The sequence below is a fragment of the Streptomyces sp. TSRI0107 genome (genome assembly GCF_001905845.1).
GTDB lineage: Bacteria > Actinomycetota > Actinomycetes > Streptomycetales > Streptomycetaceae > Streptomyces.
This window is the reverse complement of sequence record NZ_LIVZ01000004.1, coordinates 86,592-101,395: the sequence shown is the minus strand read 5'-3', so window position 1 is coordinate 101,395 and position 14,804 is coordinate 86,592. Positions and strand designations below refer to the sequence as shown.

Annotated in this window: 14 protein-coding genes; 8 read left to right on the top strand and 6 right to left on the bottom strand. The window is 72.9% G+C overall.

Translation table 11 applies throughout. The annotated features are described in order from the left end of the window. Window positions 1–38: 38 nt before the first annotated feature. The 4 genes from AMK31_RS10795 to AMK31_RS10780 all read right to left on the bottom strand — a co-directional run bounded on the left by AMK31_RS10795 (window position 39) and on the right by AMK31_RS10780 (window position 2,334). A complete protein-coding gene (locus AMK31_RS10795; protein WP_073940235.1) occupies window positions 39–302 on the bottom strand; it encodes a type II toxin-antitoxin system RelE family toxin in 264 nt (87 codons plus the stop codon). Next, complete coding sequence (locus AMK31_RS10790) at window positions 295–564, bottom strand: type II toxin-antitoxin system Phd/YefM family antitoxin (protein ID WP_019434848.1); 270 nt, start codon at window positions 562–564, stop codon at window positions 295–297. The genes AMK31_RS10795 and AMK31_RS10790 overlap by 8 nt, the downstream gene beginning before the upstream one ends. A 243-nt stretch (window positions 565–807) precedes the next feature. Then, the gene (locus AMK31_RS10785) at window positions 808–1,389 is read right to left on the bottom strand and encodes a Uma2 family endonuclease (protein ID WP_073940234.1); all 582 of its coding nucleotides are present in this window, start codon (window positions 1,387–1,389) and stop codon (window positions 808–810) included. 36 nt (window positions 1,390–1,425) lie between these two features. After that, window positions 1,426–2,334 (bottom strand): LysR family transcriptional regulator, encoded by a 909-nt coding sequence (locus AMK31_RS10780; protein ID WP_198948467.1) that lies wholly within the window; start codon window positions 2,332–2,334, stop codon window positions 1,426–1,428. Between the two features lie 94 nt (window positions 2,335–2,428). Here AMK31_RS10780 and AMK31_RS10775 point away from each other — a divergent pair, with 94 nt between their 5' ends. Both AMK31_RS10775 and AMK31_RS10770 read left to right on the top strand, forming a co-directional pair. Beyond that, the gene (locus AMK31_RS10775) at window positions 2,429–3,259 is read left to right on the top strand and encodes an oxidoreductase (RefSeq protein WP_073940232.1); all 831 of its coding nucleotides are present in this window, start codon (window positions 2,429–2,431) and stop codon (window positions 3,257–3,259) included. Window positions 3,260–3,548: 289 nt separating this feature from the next. Next, entirely contained in the window at window positions 3,549–5,135 is a 1,587-nt protein-coding gene (locus tag AMK31_RS10770) for a S8 family peptidase (RefSeq protein WP_073940231.1), read from the top strand. A 36-nt stretch (window positions 5,136–5,171) separates the two neighbouring features. Here the strand turns inward: AMK31_RS10770 and AMK31_RS10765 are convergent, their stop codons facing one another. Then, window positions 5,172–6,368, bottom strand: coding sequence for a serpin family protein (locus tag AMK31_RS10765; protein ID WP_073940230.1), 1,197 nt, complete (start codon window positions 6,366–6,368; stop codon window positions 5,172–5,174). An 81-nt stretch (window positions 6,369–6,449) separates the two neighbouring features. Between AMK31_RS10765 and AMK31_RS10760 the strand changes: the two genes are divergently transcribed. From AMK31_RS10760 to AMK31_RS10735, 6 genes are all read left to right on the top strand, one after another. Then, the gene (locus AMK31_RS10760) at window positions 6,450–7,676 is read left to right on the top strand and encodes a DUF4190 domain-containing protein (RefSeq protein ID WP_073940229.1); all 1,227 of its coding nucleotides are present in this window, start codon (window positions 6,450–6,452) and stop codon (window positions 7,674–7,676) included. 146 nt (window positions 7,677–7,822) lie between these two features. Beyond that, window positions 7,823–8,575 carry a GntR family transcriptional regulator gene (locus tag AMK31_RS10755; RefSeq protein ID WP_073940228.1) on the top strand — a complete coding sequence of 251 codons (753 nt, stop codon included), beginning with the start codon at window positions 7,823–7,825 and terminating at the stop codon, window positions 8,573–8,575. 396 nt (window positions 8,576–8,971) lie between these two features. Next, entirely contained in the window at window positions 8,972–9,169 is a 198-nt protein-coding gene (locus AMK31_RS10750) for an SPOR domain-containing protein (protein ID WP_073940227.1), read from the top strand. A gap of 23 nt (window positions 9,170–9,192) precedes the next feature. Next, window positions 9,193–9,612 carry a (deoxy)nucleoside triphosphate pyrophosphohydrolase gene (locus AMK31_RS10745; RefSeq protein WP_073940226.1) on the top strand — a complete coding sequence of 140 codons (420 nt, stop codon included), beginning with the start codon at window positions 9,193–9,195 and terminating at the stop codon, window positions 9,610–9,612. A gap of 137 nt (window positions 9,613–9,749) precedes the next feature. Continuing rightward, on the top strand, window positions 9,750–10,178 hold the full coding sequence (locus AMK31_RS10740) for an ATP-binding protein (RefSeq protein ID WP_073940225.1): 429 nt from the start codon (window positions 9,750–9,752) through the stop codon (window positions 10,176–10,178). A gap of 256 nt (window positions 10,179–10,434) precedes the next feature. Next, complete coding sequence (locus tag AMK31_RS10735) at window positions 10,435–13,047, top strand: SpoIIE family protein phosphatase (protein ID WP_241842616.1); 2,613 nt, start codon at window positions 10,435–10,437, stop codon at window positions 13,045–13,047. A gap of 78 nt (window positions 13,048–13,125) precedes the next feature. Here the strand turns inward: AMK31_RS10735 and AMK31_RS10730 are convergent, their stop codons facing one another. Beyond that, window positions 13,126–14,691, bottom strand: coding sequence for a hypothetical protein (locus tag AMK31_RS10730; RefSeq protein WP_073940223.1), 1,566 nt, complete (start codon window positions 14,689–14,691; stop codon window positions 13,126–13,128). Between the last annotated feature and the right edge of the window lie 113 nt (window positions 14,692–14,804).

The following is a 14,804-nucleotide window of genomic DNA, read 5'->3' as shown; positions in this document are numbered from 1 at the left end:
GACCTGCGCTGGATGTTCAGACGCTGGATCAGTCGGGATCAGGTGTCGTAAACGGTGGAGCGATGCCCGACATGGACGACCCACACCACGAGCTCTCCATTGTCGACCGTGTAGACGACGCGGTAGTCGCCTACTCGCAGCCGACGGCGTTCCGGCTGTGACACGAGGGCGGTGGTGTTGAAGCCGAGGGGGTCGCTCTCCAGCTCGGTCAGCTTGGCCAGGATGCGCAGTGCCATGTCGCGAGGGATCTTCCGAAGCTCAGCCTGCGCCTCGGGGCGGAAGACGGTTCGGTACTCACTCACCGCGCGCCAGCGTCTCCCTCATGATGTCCTCGATCGGGATGCCGGGAGCCGGGTTGGCCATGCGCTCGTCGATGATGCGGTTGATCTCGCGCTCTTCCCATTCCTGGTACTTGCGCAGCACCTCGATGGAGACCACGGCGGCAACTTCCTTACCCCGCCGCGTGATCACCGTGGGTACGTCGTCGCGGTCCGCGCGCTCCACGACCTCCGCCAAGTGCGCGCGCACATCACGGATGGACTCTATGGGCAGTGGCTGCGTCATGCGCTCAAGAGTACCGAGTGTCCCATGTGTACACAATGGCTGCAGTCCATGGTGATCCATCGCTCGCGCTGGATGAATTCACACCGTGCTGGATCGGTGCTGGATGAGAGCGATGGAAACCGCGTTTTCGCAGGTGGGGGCTTTGTGCCCGACGTTCCGCTTCAACGTCTGATTCGTGTGGCTTCCCGCATCGCCGGGACGGTCACGGAGAAAGGGGCGGGCGCAAGCCCGCCCCTTCCGCGTTCACCGGCTCCGCGACGGGACGAGCTTGTCGAGGTCGAGACTGATCTCGAAGGGAACCGGGCGGCGCAGCGCGTTCCGGAAGATGCCGGCCGGCGCGTAGGCGCCTGTCGGCCGGTCGAGCTCGTAGACGTGGACGACGGGCGCCCCGTCCTCGTCCTCGATGCACCAGTAGTGCGGGATTCCGGCCTCCGCGTACTTGCGGAGCTTGACCGTGCGGTCGCGGTGGGCGGACTCCGGGGAGACGGCCTCCACGACGAGCTCGACGTCTTCCGGCGCGTACCAGGTGCGGTCCGGGTCGTAGGGGGCGGTCGTGACGAGCAGATCCGGCTCCGGCCGGTTGCGCTCGTCCAGCCTGATCGTCATCTCCCGCTCGATCTCGAAACCGCTGGGCGCGATGGCCTCGAGCGTGGTGGTGAGCGAGGTGACGAGGCGGCCGTGCCAGGACCGCTGGGGCGACATCATGAAGACGAGGGCTCCATCGATCAGCTCAGTATGGCGAGGTGCCTCGGGGAGGCGGTCCAGGTCCTCCGCGAACCAGCCTTCCTCACGCGGCGGGCGCATCCAGTCGGGCAGTGCGGTCATGGCTCAACGGTAGCGACTGCCCGGGAGGGCTGAGCCCTACGAGGCCCGCCGCGCCACCCGCCGGCACGCCTCCGCGTAACCCCGTACCAGCGGCCTCTCCCCGTCCTCCCGGCGCCAGGCGAGGGCGTAGCGGGTGGGGGTGATCCCGTTGACCGGGCGGGTCGTCACGCCGCCGAGGGTGATCAGGGGGGCGTTGCCGGTGGCGACCAGGCAGATGCCGAGGCCGGCGACCAGCGCCTCGTAGGTCTCCTCGGTGCCGGCGATCTCCGCGCCGACGCGGGGTGGCCGGCCGGCGCGGGCGTCGAGGGCGAGCCAGTGGTCGCGGAGGGGGCCGGCGGTCGGGGGGAGGGCGAGGAACGGCTCGTCGAGGAGGTCGGTGAAGTCGATCTCGGTGCGGGCGGCGAGGGGATGGGTGTCGGGGAGGGCGACCAGGCGGGGTTCCTCGGCGATCACGGTCCAGGCGTAGCGCTCCTGGTCGGGCAGTGGCAGCCAGACGAAGGCGACGTCCGCGGTGCCGTCGGCGAGGCCCGCGGTGGGGTCGTCCCAGACGGTCTGCCGCAGGCGCACCGCGGCTTCCGGGTGGGCGGCGGTGAACCGGGAGCGGATCGCGGGGAGGAGTCCGCCGCGGCCGGGGCTGGTGCTCATGCCGATGACCAGGGTCGTTCGCTGGGTGGCGCGGGCCCGGGCGACCGCTTCGGCGCCTTCCTCCCAGGCGTCCAGGACGCGCCGGGCGTGCGGCAGCAGTGCCTCGCCCGCCGGGGTGAGGGCGACGCTGTGCCGGTCGCGCCGGAAGAGCGCGACGCCCAGCTGCCGTTCGAGCGCGCGGATCTGTTTGCTGAGGGCGGGCTGGGAGACGTACAGCTGTTCGGCGGCGCGGGTGAAGTGCAGTTCCTCGGCCACGGTGAGGAAGTAGCGCAACTCTCTGCCGTGTACGTCCGTTGTCATGTCCAACGGTTATCACCGGGAATCTTGGACGGGCAACGCGCTTTTCCAGCACGCTTGTTGGCGTTACGGAAGTGACTTGAGAAGGGGACGGGACATGAGCAAGGTCTGGCTGATCACGGGCGCGAGCAGCGGATTCGGGCGGGCGATCACCGAGGCGGCGCTGGCCGCCGGGGACGTCGTGGTGGGGGCCGCCCGGCGCCCGGAGGCGTTGGACGACCTGGTGGCCGCGCACCCGGACCAGATGGAGGCGCTGCGGCTGGACGTCACGGACACCGGTGCCGCCGAGGCGGCGGTGCGGGACGTGGTGGAGCGGCACGGGCGGATCGACGTCCTGGTCAACAACGCGGGCCGTACGCATGTCGGCGCCTTCGAAGAGACCACCGACGACGAGCTGCGCGCCCTGTTCGACCTGCATCTCTTCGGGCCGGCCGCGCTGACCCGGGCGGTGCTGCCGTTCATGCGGGAGCGGCGTTCGGGCGCGATCGTGCAGATGAGCAGCGTGGGCGGGCAGATGTCGTTCGCCGGGTTCGCCGCGTACAGCGGTACGAAGTTCGCGCTGGAGGGCATGTCGGAGGCGCTCGCCGACGAGGTGGCGGAGTTCGGCATCAAGGTGCTGATCGTGGAGCCGGGTGCCTTCCGCACCTCGCTGTTCGAGGGGAACCGGGCCGGCTTCAGCCCCGACAGCGGGGCGTACCCGAAGGTCACCCAGACCCGCGGGTACGTGGCGACCGGCGACGGCACGCAGGCCGGTGACCCGGCCAAGGCGGCGGCCCTGATCCGCGCGGCCCTGGACGCAGAGAAGACCCCGCTGCACCTGCCGCTCGGCGACGACGCGGTCACCGCCGTGCTCGGTCATCTCGACCAGGTGCGGGACGACGTGGCGGCTTGGGAGAAGCGCACGCGGGAGACCGGTTTCGACGCCTGACGGACTCCTCCGCCGGGGGTCCGACCGGCCTCCGGTGGAGGTGACGTCTCGTCATAAACAGCGTGTGGCATGCCCGTTACGTCCGTGCAGGGCCCTTGTGCAATTCCTGTGCAGGCCTCAATCTTTCGGCTGACGCACAGTGAGGCACACGGGCCCCGGCTGGGCTCCGGCATGCCCCGCCGCTTGACATGTCTCGTCGCTTGGCATGTCCCTGACCTCCTCGTGCGTGCTCCGCACTACCCGTGCACCACCCCCACCGGCGCACCACCGATCGAGGAGGACCCCTCAGATGGCAGTGATGCGTACTCCCCACCGCACCTCCCGGCGAAGACTGGCCGCGCTCGCCGTCGCGAGCACCGCGGCGCTCGCCGCGGGCCTGGTCTCCGCGCTGCCCGCCGGCGCGGCACCCGCCGCCGCCGAAGGGCGCATCCAGTACGAGGGCGCGGCGAACGCCGTCGCCGACAGCTACATCGTGACCCTGAAGCCGGGCGAGGCCCGCTCCGGCTCCGCCGAGGGCCGCGCGCTGGCCAAGAAGTACGGCGCCACCATCGAGCGCACGTACACCAAGGCCCTCAACGGCTACGCGATCGAGGCCTCCGAGACCGAGGCGAAGCGGCTCGCCGCCGACCCGGCCGTCGCCTCCGTCGTGCAGAACCGCACGTTCAGCATCGACGCCACCCAGCCCAGCCCGCCGTCCTGGGGCCTGGACCGCATCGACCAGCGGAACCTGCCGCTGAACAGCTCCTACACCTACCCGGACTCGGCCGGGCAGGGCGTGACGGCGTACGTCATCGACACCGGCGTCCGCATCACCCACAGCGACTTCGGTGGCCGCGCCTCCTACGGCTACGACGCCATCGACAACGACAACACCGCCCAGGACGGCCACGGCCACGGCACGCACGTCGCCGGCACCGTCGCGGGCAGCGCCTACGGCGTCGCCAAGAAGGCGAACATCGTCGGCGTCCGGGTGCTGAACAACTCCGGCTCCGGTACGACCGCCCAGGTCGTCGCCGGCATCGACTGGGTCGCGCGCAACGCGGTCAAGCCGGCCGTGGCGAACATGTCCCTCGGCGGCGGCGCCGACTCCGCGCTCGACACGGCCGTACGCAACGCCATCGCCTCCGGCGTCACCTTCGCCGTGGCGGCGGGCAACGAGAGCACCAACGCCTCGACCCGGTCGCCCGCACGCGTGACGGAGGCGATCACCGTCGGTGCGACGACCTCCTCCGACGCCCGCGCCAGCTACTCCAACTACGGCACGGTCCTCGACCTGTTCGCCCCGGGTTCGTCCATCACCTCCACCTGGAACAGCGGCGACAGCGCCACCAACACCATCTCCGGTACGTCGATGGCGACCCCGCACGTCGCCGGAGCGGCGGCGCTCTACCTGGCCGACAACCCGACGGCCACGCCCGCCCAGGTGTCCTCGGCGCTGACCGCGGCCGCCACGCCCAACGTCGTCGGCAGCCCGGGCACCGGCTCGCCCAACCGCCTGCTGTACGTCGGCGGCGGCGGCACGACCCCGCCGGGACCGCGGTTCGAGAACACCGGTGACTACGCGATCAACGACAACGCGACCGCGGAGTCCCCGGTCACCGTCTCCGGCGTCTCCGGCAACGCGCCCGCGGCCCTGGCCGTCGAGGTCCACATCGTCCACACGTACATCGGCGACCTCCAGGTCCAGCTGATCGCCCCCGACGGCACGGCGTACACCCTCAAGGGCTACGGCACCGGCGGCAGCTCGGACAACATCGACACCACGTACTCGGTCAACGCGTCCGCGGAGAGCGCCAACGGCACCTGGAAGCTCCGGGTGAGCGACAACGCCAACTTCGACACCGGGCGCATCGACGCCTGGGCGCTGCAGTTCTGACCCCCTGGCAGTGCCCCTAGAAGTACTCCTCGTCCTCTAGAAGTACTCCTCGTCCTCGCGGAAGGGCTCCGGGTCCGTCACCCAGCCCGCCGCGAGGACGAGGCGTGAGTGGCGGTGCAGGGCGAGGAAACCGAAGGGGCGGTCGAAGCGGGCCCGGACGGTGGTGGTCAGCCAGCGCAGCTGCGGGATGCCCGCGCCTATGGCGCCGAACGCCGTGACCGCCGCCGCGCGGAAGCCGAGCGCCCCGAACCGGGCCATGGCGGACTGCTCGGCCGAGCCGACCGCGAGCGGGTGGGCGCTCACTCCGGGGAAGTGGCCGACGCGGTCGTCCCGCGCGGTGGTGAGGCCGAACAGGGCGTGGCGCTGCAGCAGGTCGTGGTGTCCGGTGAGGTCGAACGCCGCGGTGGTCACCTCCAGCGTCGGCGGTTCCGGCCGCTCGCTGCGCGTCCTGACCACGCGCAGGCCCGGCCCCACGTCCCCGTAGGGGAGCTGCGGGCCGGGGACCACGGGGCACCGGCGGGCGAGGACGTCCAGGCCCGCCGACAGCACCTGCCCCGGCGTCATGTGCTCCTCGCCGAGCAGCAGATGGACGTCCAGGGCGTTGTCGCCCAGCACCTTCAGCTCGGTGACGAAGCCGTGCGGGGTGTCCGCGACGCCGACCCGGTCCGGGAGCGCGCTCGCACGCCACAGCCCGAGCAGGGTCCGCTCGCTCCACGGCCCGGTCTCCGGCGCCAGCGGGTGCTCGTCGAACGGCCGCAGCCAGTTCGTGCGCAGCGTGAGCGCTCCGGCCAGCACCAGCTCGGTGCGCGCGTCCAGGGTCACCGGCATCCGCTCGATCAGCCCGCCGGTCCGCTTCGCGGCCCACGCGTCGAGTGCGGCGTGGTCCGCGGCGACGTCTCCGGACAGCACCCCGTGCGCCTCCGCCGGCAGCCCCGCCCGCCATGCCTCGCGCAGCGCCGGCGTGCGCTTGGTCCACAGGCCGACGGCCGTGTCCAGGCCGCGCGTCGCCGCCAGCCGGGCCAGCAGCTCCCGCGCCGCCGGGGCCGCCCGCTCCACGGGGAGGCCCACCGCGTCCGTCAGTTCGTCGCGGGCCGGGCCCCCGGCGCCGTCGGCGAGGAGGGCGAGCAGCGGCCACACCCCGGCCGCGGAGAACACCGTGCCGGCCTCGATGGTCCGCGCCCACCGCGCCGTCAACCCGTTGACCGCCCGGATCGTCGCGTTCGTGACCCCCATGTCGCCCCCCGTCGCCCCGCGCTTACCATGCGCCAAGTCGTACGTCAGTTCCTCATGAACCGAGTCAGGAGCACGGTACCCGTGTCCACACCCCCGCCCACCGGCCCCGAGCAGCCGCCGGGCCCCCAGGGCCAGTACCCGGCTCCGCACCCGCAGGGCCCTTACCAGCAGGGGCCGTACCCGCAGGGGCCGTACCAGCAGGGGCCGTACGCCTCCGGCCCGTACGGGTCCGCTCCGTACGGCGGCTGGCAGCCCTACCCCTACCAGCAGCAGCCCCCGGTCAACGGTGTCGCCATCGCCGCCCTGGTCCTCGGCGTGCTGTGCTTCCTGCCCGCCGTCGGGCTGGTGCTGGGGCTGATCGCCCTGCGGCAGATCAAGAGGAAGGGCGAGCGCGGCAAGGGCCTGGCGATCGCCGGTTCCGTGCTGTCGTCCGTCGGGATCGCGCTGTGGGCGGTGGCGGTGCCCACGGGGGTCGCCGCCGACTTCTGGGAGGGCTTCAAGGAGGGCGCGGCCGGCGAGACCCTCTCCGTGGACAAGGGCCAGTGCTTCGACGCGCCCGGCGGCTCCCTGGAGGGCGTGACGTACGACCTCGACGTCGTCCCCTGCGCCGGCGAGCACGACGGCGAGGTGTTCGCCACGGTCACCCTGCCGGGCGGCTCCTTCCCCGGCGACGACCACGTCACGGCGGTGGCCGAGGACAAGTGCTACACGCTCCAGAGCGACTACGCCCTGGACCTGTGGGCCCTGCCCCAGCACGTCGACGTGTACTACCTCACCCCGACCCGGCAGAGCTGGCGGCTCGGCGACCGCGAGATCACCTGCATCTTCGGCAACACCGACGAGAAGGGCACCCTGACCGGTTCGCTGCGCAACGACGCGACCACCCTGGACGCCGACCAGCTGGCGTACCTGGAGTCGGTGCGCGACCTCGACAGGGTCCTCGACCGGGAGCCCGACGACTACCCCGAGGACGACCTCGAGGTGAACACGGACTGGGCCGGCGAGGTCCGCGACGCCCTCGACGACCAGACCGAGGCGCTGCGCGGCCGCGGCTGGCCCGCGGACTCCGAGCAGCCCGTCGCCGGCCTGGTGGACGAGCTGGAGGCGGCGCGCGAGCACTGGGCGAAGGCGGCGGCGGCGACCGACGCGGACACCTTCTACGAGCACTACGAGGCCGGGTACGAGTTCTACGACGGCGCGACGACGATCGACGTCCGCGAGGCGCTGGGACTGGACACCAGCCCGCCCGAGTACGACTACGACGACGGCGCGGAGGAGGACGCGGGCGGCGGTGACCTGAATGTGTGAGCGCGGCCATAGCGGGGAGAAAGTGCCTGCGTAAGCCCCTCGCACGTCGATGTCATCACATCGAGTGATTCTCTGGCCTTTGCTTGCTCCGCGGAACCCAGGGTTGCCACGCTGTTGCTGTCTGTACAACCTGATGGGAGCGGCCAGTGACATTCGGTGAGCAGCCGGCGTACCTGCGTGTCGCGGGTGATCTCCGCAAGAAGATCGTCGACGGTCTGCTGCCACCGCACACCCGCCTGCCGTCCCAGGCGCGGATCCGCGAGGAGTACGGCGTCTCGGACACGGTCGCCCTGGAGGCCCGCAAGGTGCTGATGGCCGAGGGGCTGGTCGAGGGCCGGTCCGGGTCCGGGACCTATGTGCGCGAGCGGCCGGTGCCGCGCCGCATCGCCCGCTCCGGGTTCCGCCCGGCCGACACGGCCACCCCGTTCCGCCAGGAGCAGGCCGACACCACGGTGCGCGGCACCTGGGAGTCCGGCAGCGAGCAGACCGAGGCGAGCGGCCCGATCGCCGAACGGCTCGGCATCAAGCCGGGCGAGCGCGTGATGCGCACCAAGTACGTCTACCGGGAGGCCGGAGAGGCGATGATGCTCTCCACCTCCTGGGAACCCCTCGCGGTCACCGGCCGCACCCCCGTGATGCTGCCCGAGGAGGGGCCGCTCGGCGGGATGGGCGTGGTCGAGCGCATGGCCGCCATCGACGTCGTCGTGGACAACGTCACCGAGGAGGTCGGCGCCCGCCCCGGCCTCGCGGAGGAGCTTCTCGCTCTCGGCGGCGTCCCCGGCCACGTCGTCCTCGTCGTCCAGCGCACCTTCTACGCGTCCGGCCGCCCCGTCGAGACCGCCGACGTGGTCATCCCGGCGGACCGGTACCGGGTGGCGTACCACCTGCCGGTCAAGTAGGACGGGCTGCCGGTCGAGCAGAGCGGGCGGCCGGGACCCCTCCGGCTCACGCCCCCACGTTTCACGCGCGCCGCAGGAGCGCGCACGGGTTGGAGGGCGCACGCCCTCCCGGCAGTTGCCGTCGGCACCCGACCGGTCGGCGGGCCCGTGCGCGCCGGTTGAGATCCGGTCGTTCTCGCAGGTCGCCCGCACGATGGCGGGCAGGCCGCCGACCGCATGCGGCACTTCACATCGACGGCGCGTTCGATGCCGTGCGCCCCCTGGTGGCTGGCTTGTTGCGTATCTCTTCGTGAAAAGGCGTGTTCGCTGCGTGAAGGTTAGGCGTAGGCTCGGGCATATGCGGATTGCGGTTTCCTTAGCGGGCGGGGCGCGCAGGGCGGGAAGCGGAGGGGCGCGATGAACGACAGCACGATCACTCTTCCCTGGCTCGTCATACGCCAGGACGACAACGGCAATCGCTACCGCGTCGGCCGGTACGCGACTCGCGCCGAGGCCCAGAAGATCGCGGACAGCCTCGACAGCCGAGGTCACAAGCAGCTTTATTGGGTCCAGCGGATCGACCAGGACGGGGAGGACGCCGACGCCGTCGGCTGACCGCGCTGGATAGGCTCCGGTGCATGACGCAACGGACCGTGGTGGTGGGAGCCGCCCTGCTCGACGACGGCCGCCTGCTCGCCGCGCGCCGTAGCGCGCCCCCGGAGCTGGCCGGCCGCTGGGAGCTGCCCGGCGGCAAGGTCGAGCCCGGCGAGGCCCCCGACGCGGCGCTCGAACGCGAGCTGCGCGAGGAACTGGGCGTGGAGACCGAGGCCGTCGAGCGGGTGCCGGGGGAGTGGCCCCTGCGGCAGCCCTATGTCCTGCACGTCTGGACCGCGCGGCTGCGGCCCGGCTCCGTCGCCCCCGAGCCCCTTCAGGACCACGACGCGCTGCGCTGGCTGACCCCCGCCGAGATCTGGGACGTGGACTGGCTGGACCAGGACGTCCCGGCGGTGCGCGAGATCGCCGCCCGCCTGAGTGCGGGCGCGGGGCGAGCGGAGTGAGCGGCGGGCCCGTCCGGGTCTCTCGGGGGCGCACCCACCGCTGCCGTACGCCGTTCGTGCCACAGTGCGCCCCACTGCGCGGTACTGCCCCCTGAATATCGGGTATGTGCCCATTAACCCCACGAAACCGGACATGGGTGGGCTCGCTTGCCTGGGATGTGATCGGCGTGATCGACACCGAAGGCGACCGCGCCGAATGGACCTTTCCCGCGGACCCGGGAGCCGTTCGCACCGCCCGCTCGGTGGTCCGCGGCCAACTGCACGGCTGGGACCTCGACAGCGTCGGCGACATCACGACCCTGTTGGTCAGCGAGCTGGTGACGAACGCCCTGCGGCACGCCACCGGCCCCATCGGCGTGTGCCTCATCCGTCCCGCCGGCCTCCCCGACGTACTGCTGGTGGAGGTCTCCGACCCGCTCCCGGACCCGCCCCGCGAACGCGCCGCCCGCCCCGACGACGAGAGCGGCCGCGGACTCCAGCTGGTCGCCTCCTCCTCGCGGCGCTGGGGCAGCCGCCCCGGCGTGAACGGCAAGACGGTCTGGTTCGAACTGGCCGTGCCGACATGAGGGCGCACAAGGGTGTCGTCGTCGCACGGCCGTACCGGCACCGGGATCACGCCACCGGCCCGTGCCCGACCGCGTGATTCGAGGGCGTGTCCGCTGGTTAGAAGACTGGAAGTGTTCTCGCAGCACGGTCCGAAAACCAGCTGGACCGTGCTGTGATCGTGAACACCGTGTTGTGCGGCGCCGTAGTGCTGGATACTGCGGGCAGCCGCCGCCGGTGACCGGTGCCGGACGCGGTGAGCTGGAGGGGACGGTTCGCGTGAGCGAGATACCAGCGAAGGCCACGGAGTTCGAGGACCCGTCGGACGGCGCGAGGGCGAAGGCCGCGGACGCCGCGGGCGGATCCCGGCAGGCGCCACCCGCCGGTGCCCTGTGGCAGAGCAGTCCGCCCGGCTCCATCTACGACTACATAAAGGTCGCGTCCTTCTCCATCGGCCCGGACGGGCTGGTCGACCAGTGGAGCCTGCGCGCCGAGCAGTTGTTCGGCATCCCGGCCGAGCGGGCCGTCGGCATGGACCCCATCGCGGCGTTCATCGACCCCGACCTGCGCGAGCGCGGGCACCGCAAGATGGCCGAGATCCTGGACGGCCGGGAGTGGACCGGGGTGGTCCCGTTCCGGACCCCGGACCCGGACGGGGGGCGGGGCATGGCCGGGCTCGCCGAGGTCTATGTGATGCCCACCCGGACCGAGGAGAGCGAGAAGGCAGCGGTCTGTATCGTCGTCGACGTCCGGGTGCTGCGCAGCATCGAGACCGACCTTGCCGCCTCGCAGGCGATTTTCGGTCAATCTCCTTTCGGTTTCCTGCTGATCGACACCGAACTGCGGGTGCGCCGCGCCAACGAGCGGTTCGCCTCCGTCTTCGGCGGCACCCCCGACGACCACCGCGGCCGGGGCGTCCACGACTATCTGCCGCGCGCCGAGGCCGACCGGGTCTCCGCGACCCTGCGCCGCGTCCTGGAAACCGGCGACTCCATCACGGACATGCACGTCACGGGCTTCGTGCCCGGCACCGACGACCGGCGGCACTGGTCCGTCAACCTCTACCGCGTGCACAGCGGCACCGGCCGCCCCATCGGCATCGCCTGGCTCGGCACCGACATCACCTCCCGGCGCGACGCCGCCCGCGAGGCCGCCGCCGCCCGGCGCAACCTCGCCCTGCTCAACGAGGCCGGCGCCCGTATCGGCAACTCCCTCGACCTGGAGACCACCGCCCGCGAACTGCTCGACGTCGTCGTCCCCGGCTTCTGCGACCTGGCGACCGTCGACCTCTACCAGGGCCTCCTCGTCGGCGACGAGACCCCGCCCGGCCTGCCGGACGGCAGCGCCGAGCTCCGCCGGGTCGCCTTCGCCAGCGCCGTATCCGACGCCCCGTTCGCCGGCACCGGCCGGCCCGTCAAGGTCGGCGCGGTCCACCACTACCCGTTCAACTCGCCCTACGCGGACGCCCTGCGCGCCGCCCGGCCGAGAACCGTCCCCGCGGAGGAGGGCGGGCTCGTCCAGTCCACCCTCGCCGTGCCGATGGTCGCCCACGACACCGTCGTGGGACTCGCCCAGTTCTCCCGGACGAAGGGCAGCGAGCCGTTCGGCGACCGGGACCGCGAACTCGCCGTGGAACTGGCCGCGCGGGCCGCCGTCTGCATCGACAACGCCCGCCTCTACCGGCGCGAGCACGAACGGGCGTTGATACTGCAACGGTCCCTGCTGCCGCCCGGCGACCCCGTGGCCTCCGGACTCGACATCGCCTGCCGCTATCTGCCGGGCAACGCCTCCACCGGGCGGCCCAGCGAGGTCGGCGGCGACTGGTTCGACGTCATCGAACTGCCCGGCCACCGCACCGCGCTGGTCGTCGGCGACGTGATGGGGCGCGGACTGCGCGCCGCGGTCGCGATGGGCGAACTCCGCACGGCCGTGCGGACGCTGGCACAGCTCGACCTGGAACCCGCGGAAGTGCTCTCCCAGTTGGACGAGATCGCCCGCGGTCTCGGCACCTCCGGAGGCATCCAGCAGGCCACCCGCGCCGCGCGCCGCCCCCGCGAGGCCGACCTGTCCGAGGTCTACCTGGCGACCTGCGTGTACGCGGTCTACGACAGCGTCACCCGGCGCTGCACCTTCGCCAACGCCGGCCATCTCCCGCCGGTCCTGGTGGAGCCGGGCGAGGCGGCGCTGATGCTGGACGTGCCGCCGGGCATGCCGCTCGGCGTGGGCGGCGAGCCGTTCGAGGAGGTGGAGGTCGAACTCCCCGAGGGCGCGCTGCTGGCGCTCTACACGGACGGCCTGGTCGAGTCCCGCGACCACCCGCTGGACGAGGGGCTGCAGGCCTTCGTGGGCGCGCTGACCGACCCGGCGCAGCCGCTGGAGGACGTCTGCGACCACGTCCTGAACACCCTCGACACCCACCACGGCGAGGACGACATCGCCCTGCTCATGGCGCGCGTCCAGGGCCTGCCCGCCGAGTCCGTCGGCGACTGGACGCTGCCGCGTGAGCCGCGCAGCGTGGGCCGCGCCCGGGAGTACGCGCGCGGCCAGCTGCTCAGCTGGGACCTGGAACCGCTGGTCGACACGGCGGAGCTGCTGGTCAGCGAGCTGGTGACGAACGCGCTCAGGTACGGCGAGGGCGAGATCAGACTCCGTCTGCTGCTCGACCGCACCCTGGTGTGCGAGGTCTGGGACTCCGGCCTCGTCCAGCCGCGCCGCCGCCGCGCCCGCGACACCGACGAGGGCGGCCGGGGCCTGCAACTGGTCGGCCTGCTCTCCGCCGCGTGGGGATCCCGCCGCACCCACCGAGGCAAGACGGTGTGGTTCGAACTGCCCCTGCCGGACGGGGAGAATGGCCTGGTGGACCCGGCGGAGGCGCTGCTGAGCCTGTTCTGACCCGGCAGGGCCCCCTAGGGCCTGTCTGACAATTCCCGCCTGCCCTTCGGGCGAACGACGGGAATTGTCAGACAGGCCCTACGGCGGCTCCGGTGCCCGGCGGTCACGGGTGCGGGGGCCGCCGAAGCTCGCGGACGGGGCGGTGTCCGGGTCGGTGCCGAGGAGGATGCCGCCGAGGAGCGCGCCGCCGGCGCCGGTGCCGGGGGCCGCGTCCGGGTGGCCGTGGGCGCGTACGTCCTGTTCGGCGAGCAGGCGGGCCTGGCGGGCCAGGGACTCGGCCCTCACCGGGTCGTCCTCCCGCAGCGCCCGCGCCGCCGCCAGCCCGGTCCGCGCCTCGGCGCCGACCACGCCCCGGTGCGTGCCGACGAAGGCCTCCGCGTCGGCGACGGCACCACCGGCGACCAGCGCCCCGGCGGCCGACAGCACCCCCGCCCGCCCGGCGCCCACCGGCGCGGTCACCCGCACGATCCGGTGCAGCAGGTCGAGGGGGTCGTACGGGCCGGAGGTCAGTTCGTCGCGTACGACGGACAGCACCGCGTCGGCGTGCCGGATCCGCGCCCGCAGTTCACCGGCGGGCACGTCCGGGTCGGCCGCCCGTGCCCGCGCCGCCGCCAGTTCCGCCTCCGCCCCGGTCAGCGCGGCCGGGACCAGGGCGGCGGCCCGCCGCAGCCGGGCGGCGAGCCGTTCGACGGCGGTGACGAAGGTCCCGGCCTGGGCCACCGCCTCCTCGGCGGCCCGCAGATGGGCGACGGCCCGGCCGGTCTCGTCGCGGTCGGCGCACTGGCGGGCCTGGTTGAGACGGGTCGTGGCGAACACCAGCCGGTCCTTGGCCTGTTCCACGTACCCGACGACGGACGCGCTCGCGGCGGGCGGACACCACCGGGCGACGTCCGTGAGAGCGGCCTCCGCCGCGCCGGTCCGCCCGGCCAGTTCCCGGAACCGGCTCTCCGCCGTCTCCAGTGCCCCGCCGATCCCCCGCTCCAGGTCGCGCAGCCGGTCGAACGCGGCGGCCTGCCCGTCCAGCAGCCGCCCCGCCTCCGCGCACCGCCCCTCGATCCCGGCGAGCGTCTGCCGCCGGGCCGACTCCTCGGCCGGCACGCCCTCGTCGTACCGCCGGCGCATCCGGAACGCCGCCGCCAGTTCGGCCTCCGCCGCCCGTACCGTCCGCTCGAAGGGGACGACGGCCTCGGCGTCCGCGCGCGCCGCGGCGAAGTCCAGCTCCGCGCGGCTGGTGCGCACCCAGTCGTCCGCCGCGACCAGGGCCGCCCGCGCCCGGTCGTCCGCGTCGGCGAGGGACGGGCCCGGCGCCGGGCCGGCGGGCAGCCCGCCGGGAGTGGTCCGGGTACGGGCCCGCCGGAGGCGGCGCGCGTAACCGTACGCGCCGAGCACGACCGCCGCGCCCAGCGCCAGCAGCGGCAGGACGAGGTCGGCGGTGGTGGTCTCCTCTGTCTCCTCCTGCCGCGCCGCCGCGCTCGGTGAGGCCGCGGCGGGCGCTGTCGCGGCCGGGACGCCGGGGGTCGTCGTCATCCCCGGCAACGCCAGCCACAGCACCGCGACGACCGCGCCCAGCAGGGCGTGCGCCACCCGCGCGGATATGTACGGGTCGGCGCGCCGGGGGCGGCCCCGGATCAGGGAGGGCGTCACATTTCGGAGCGTATGAGCAGGAACCCGGCGCCGCGAGTGGGGTGCGCCTGCCGGTGGTGCGCGGAAAATGCCGGACCGCGTGGGCGGGCCGGCTGCGAGGATCGGCGGTTCCG

Coding starts and splice junctions, on each gene's coding strand:
- AMK31_RS10790 (WP_019434848.1), bottom strand. CDS start 564: ATGACGCAGCCACTGCCCATAGAGTCCATCCGTGATGTGCGCGCGCAC.
- AMK31_RS10785 (WP_073940234.1), bottom strand. CDS start 1,389: ATGACCGCACTGCCCGACTGGATGCGCCCGCCGCGTGAGGAAGGCTGG.
- AMK31_RS10780 (WP_198948467.1), bottom strand. CDS start 2,334: ATGACAACGGACGTACACGGCAGAGAGTTGCGCTACTTCCTCACCGTG.
- AMK31_RS10775 (WP_073940232.1), top strand. CDS start 2,429: ATGAGCAAGGTCTGGCTGATCACGGGCGCGAGCAGCGGATTCGGGCGG.
- AMK31_RS10770 (WP_073940231.1), top strand. CDS start 3,549: ATGGCAGTGATGCGTACTCCCCACCGCACCTCCCGGCGAAGACTGGCC.
- AMK31_RS10765 (WP_073940230.1), bottom strand. CDS start 6,368: ATGGGGGTCACGAACGCGACGATCCGGGCGGTCAACGGGTTGACGGCG.
- AMK31_RS10750 (WP_073940227.1), top strand. CDS start 8,972: ATGAACGACAGCACGATCACTCTTCCCTGGCTCGTCATACGCCAGGAC.
- AMK31_RS10745 (WP_073940226.1), top strand. CDS start 9,193: ATGACGCAACGGACCGTGGTGGTGGGAGCCGCCCTGCTCGACGACGGC.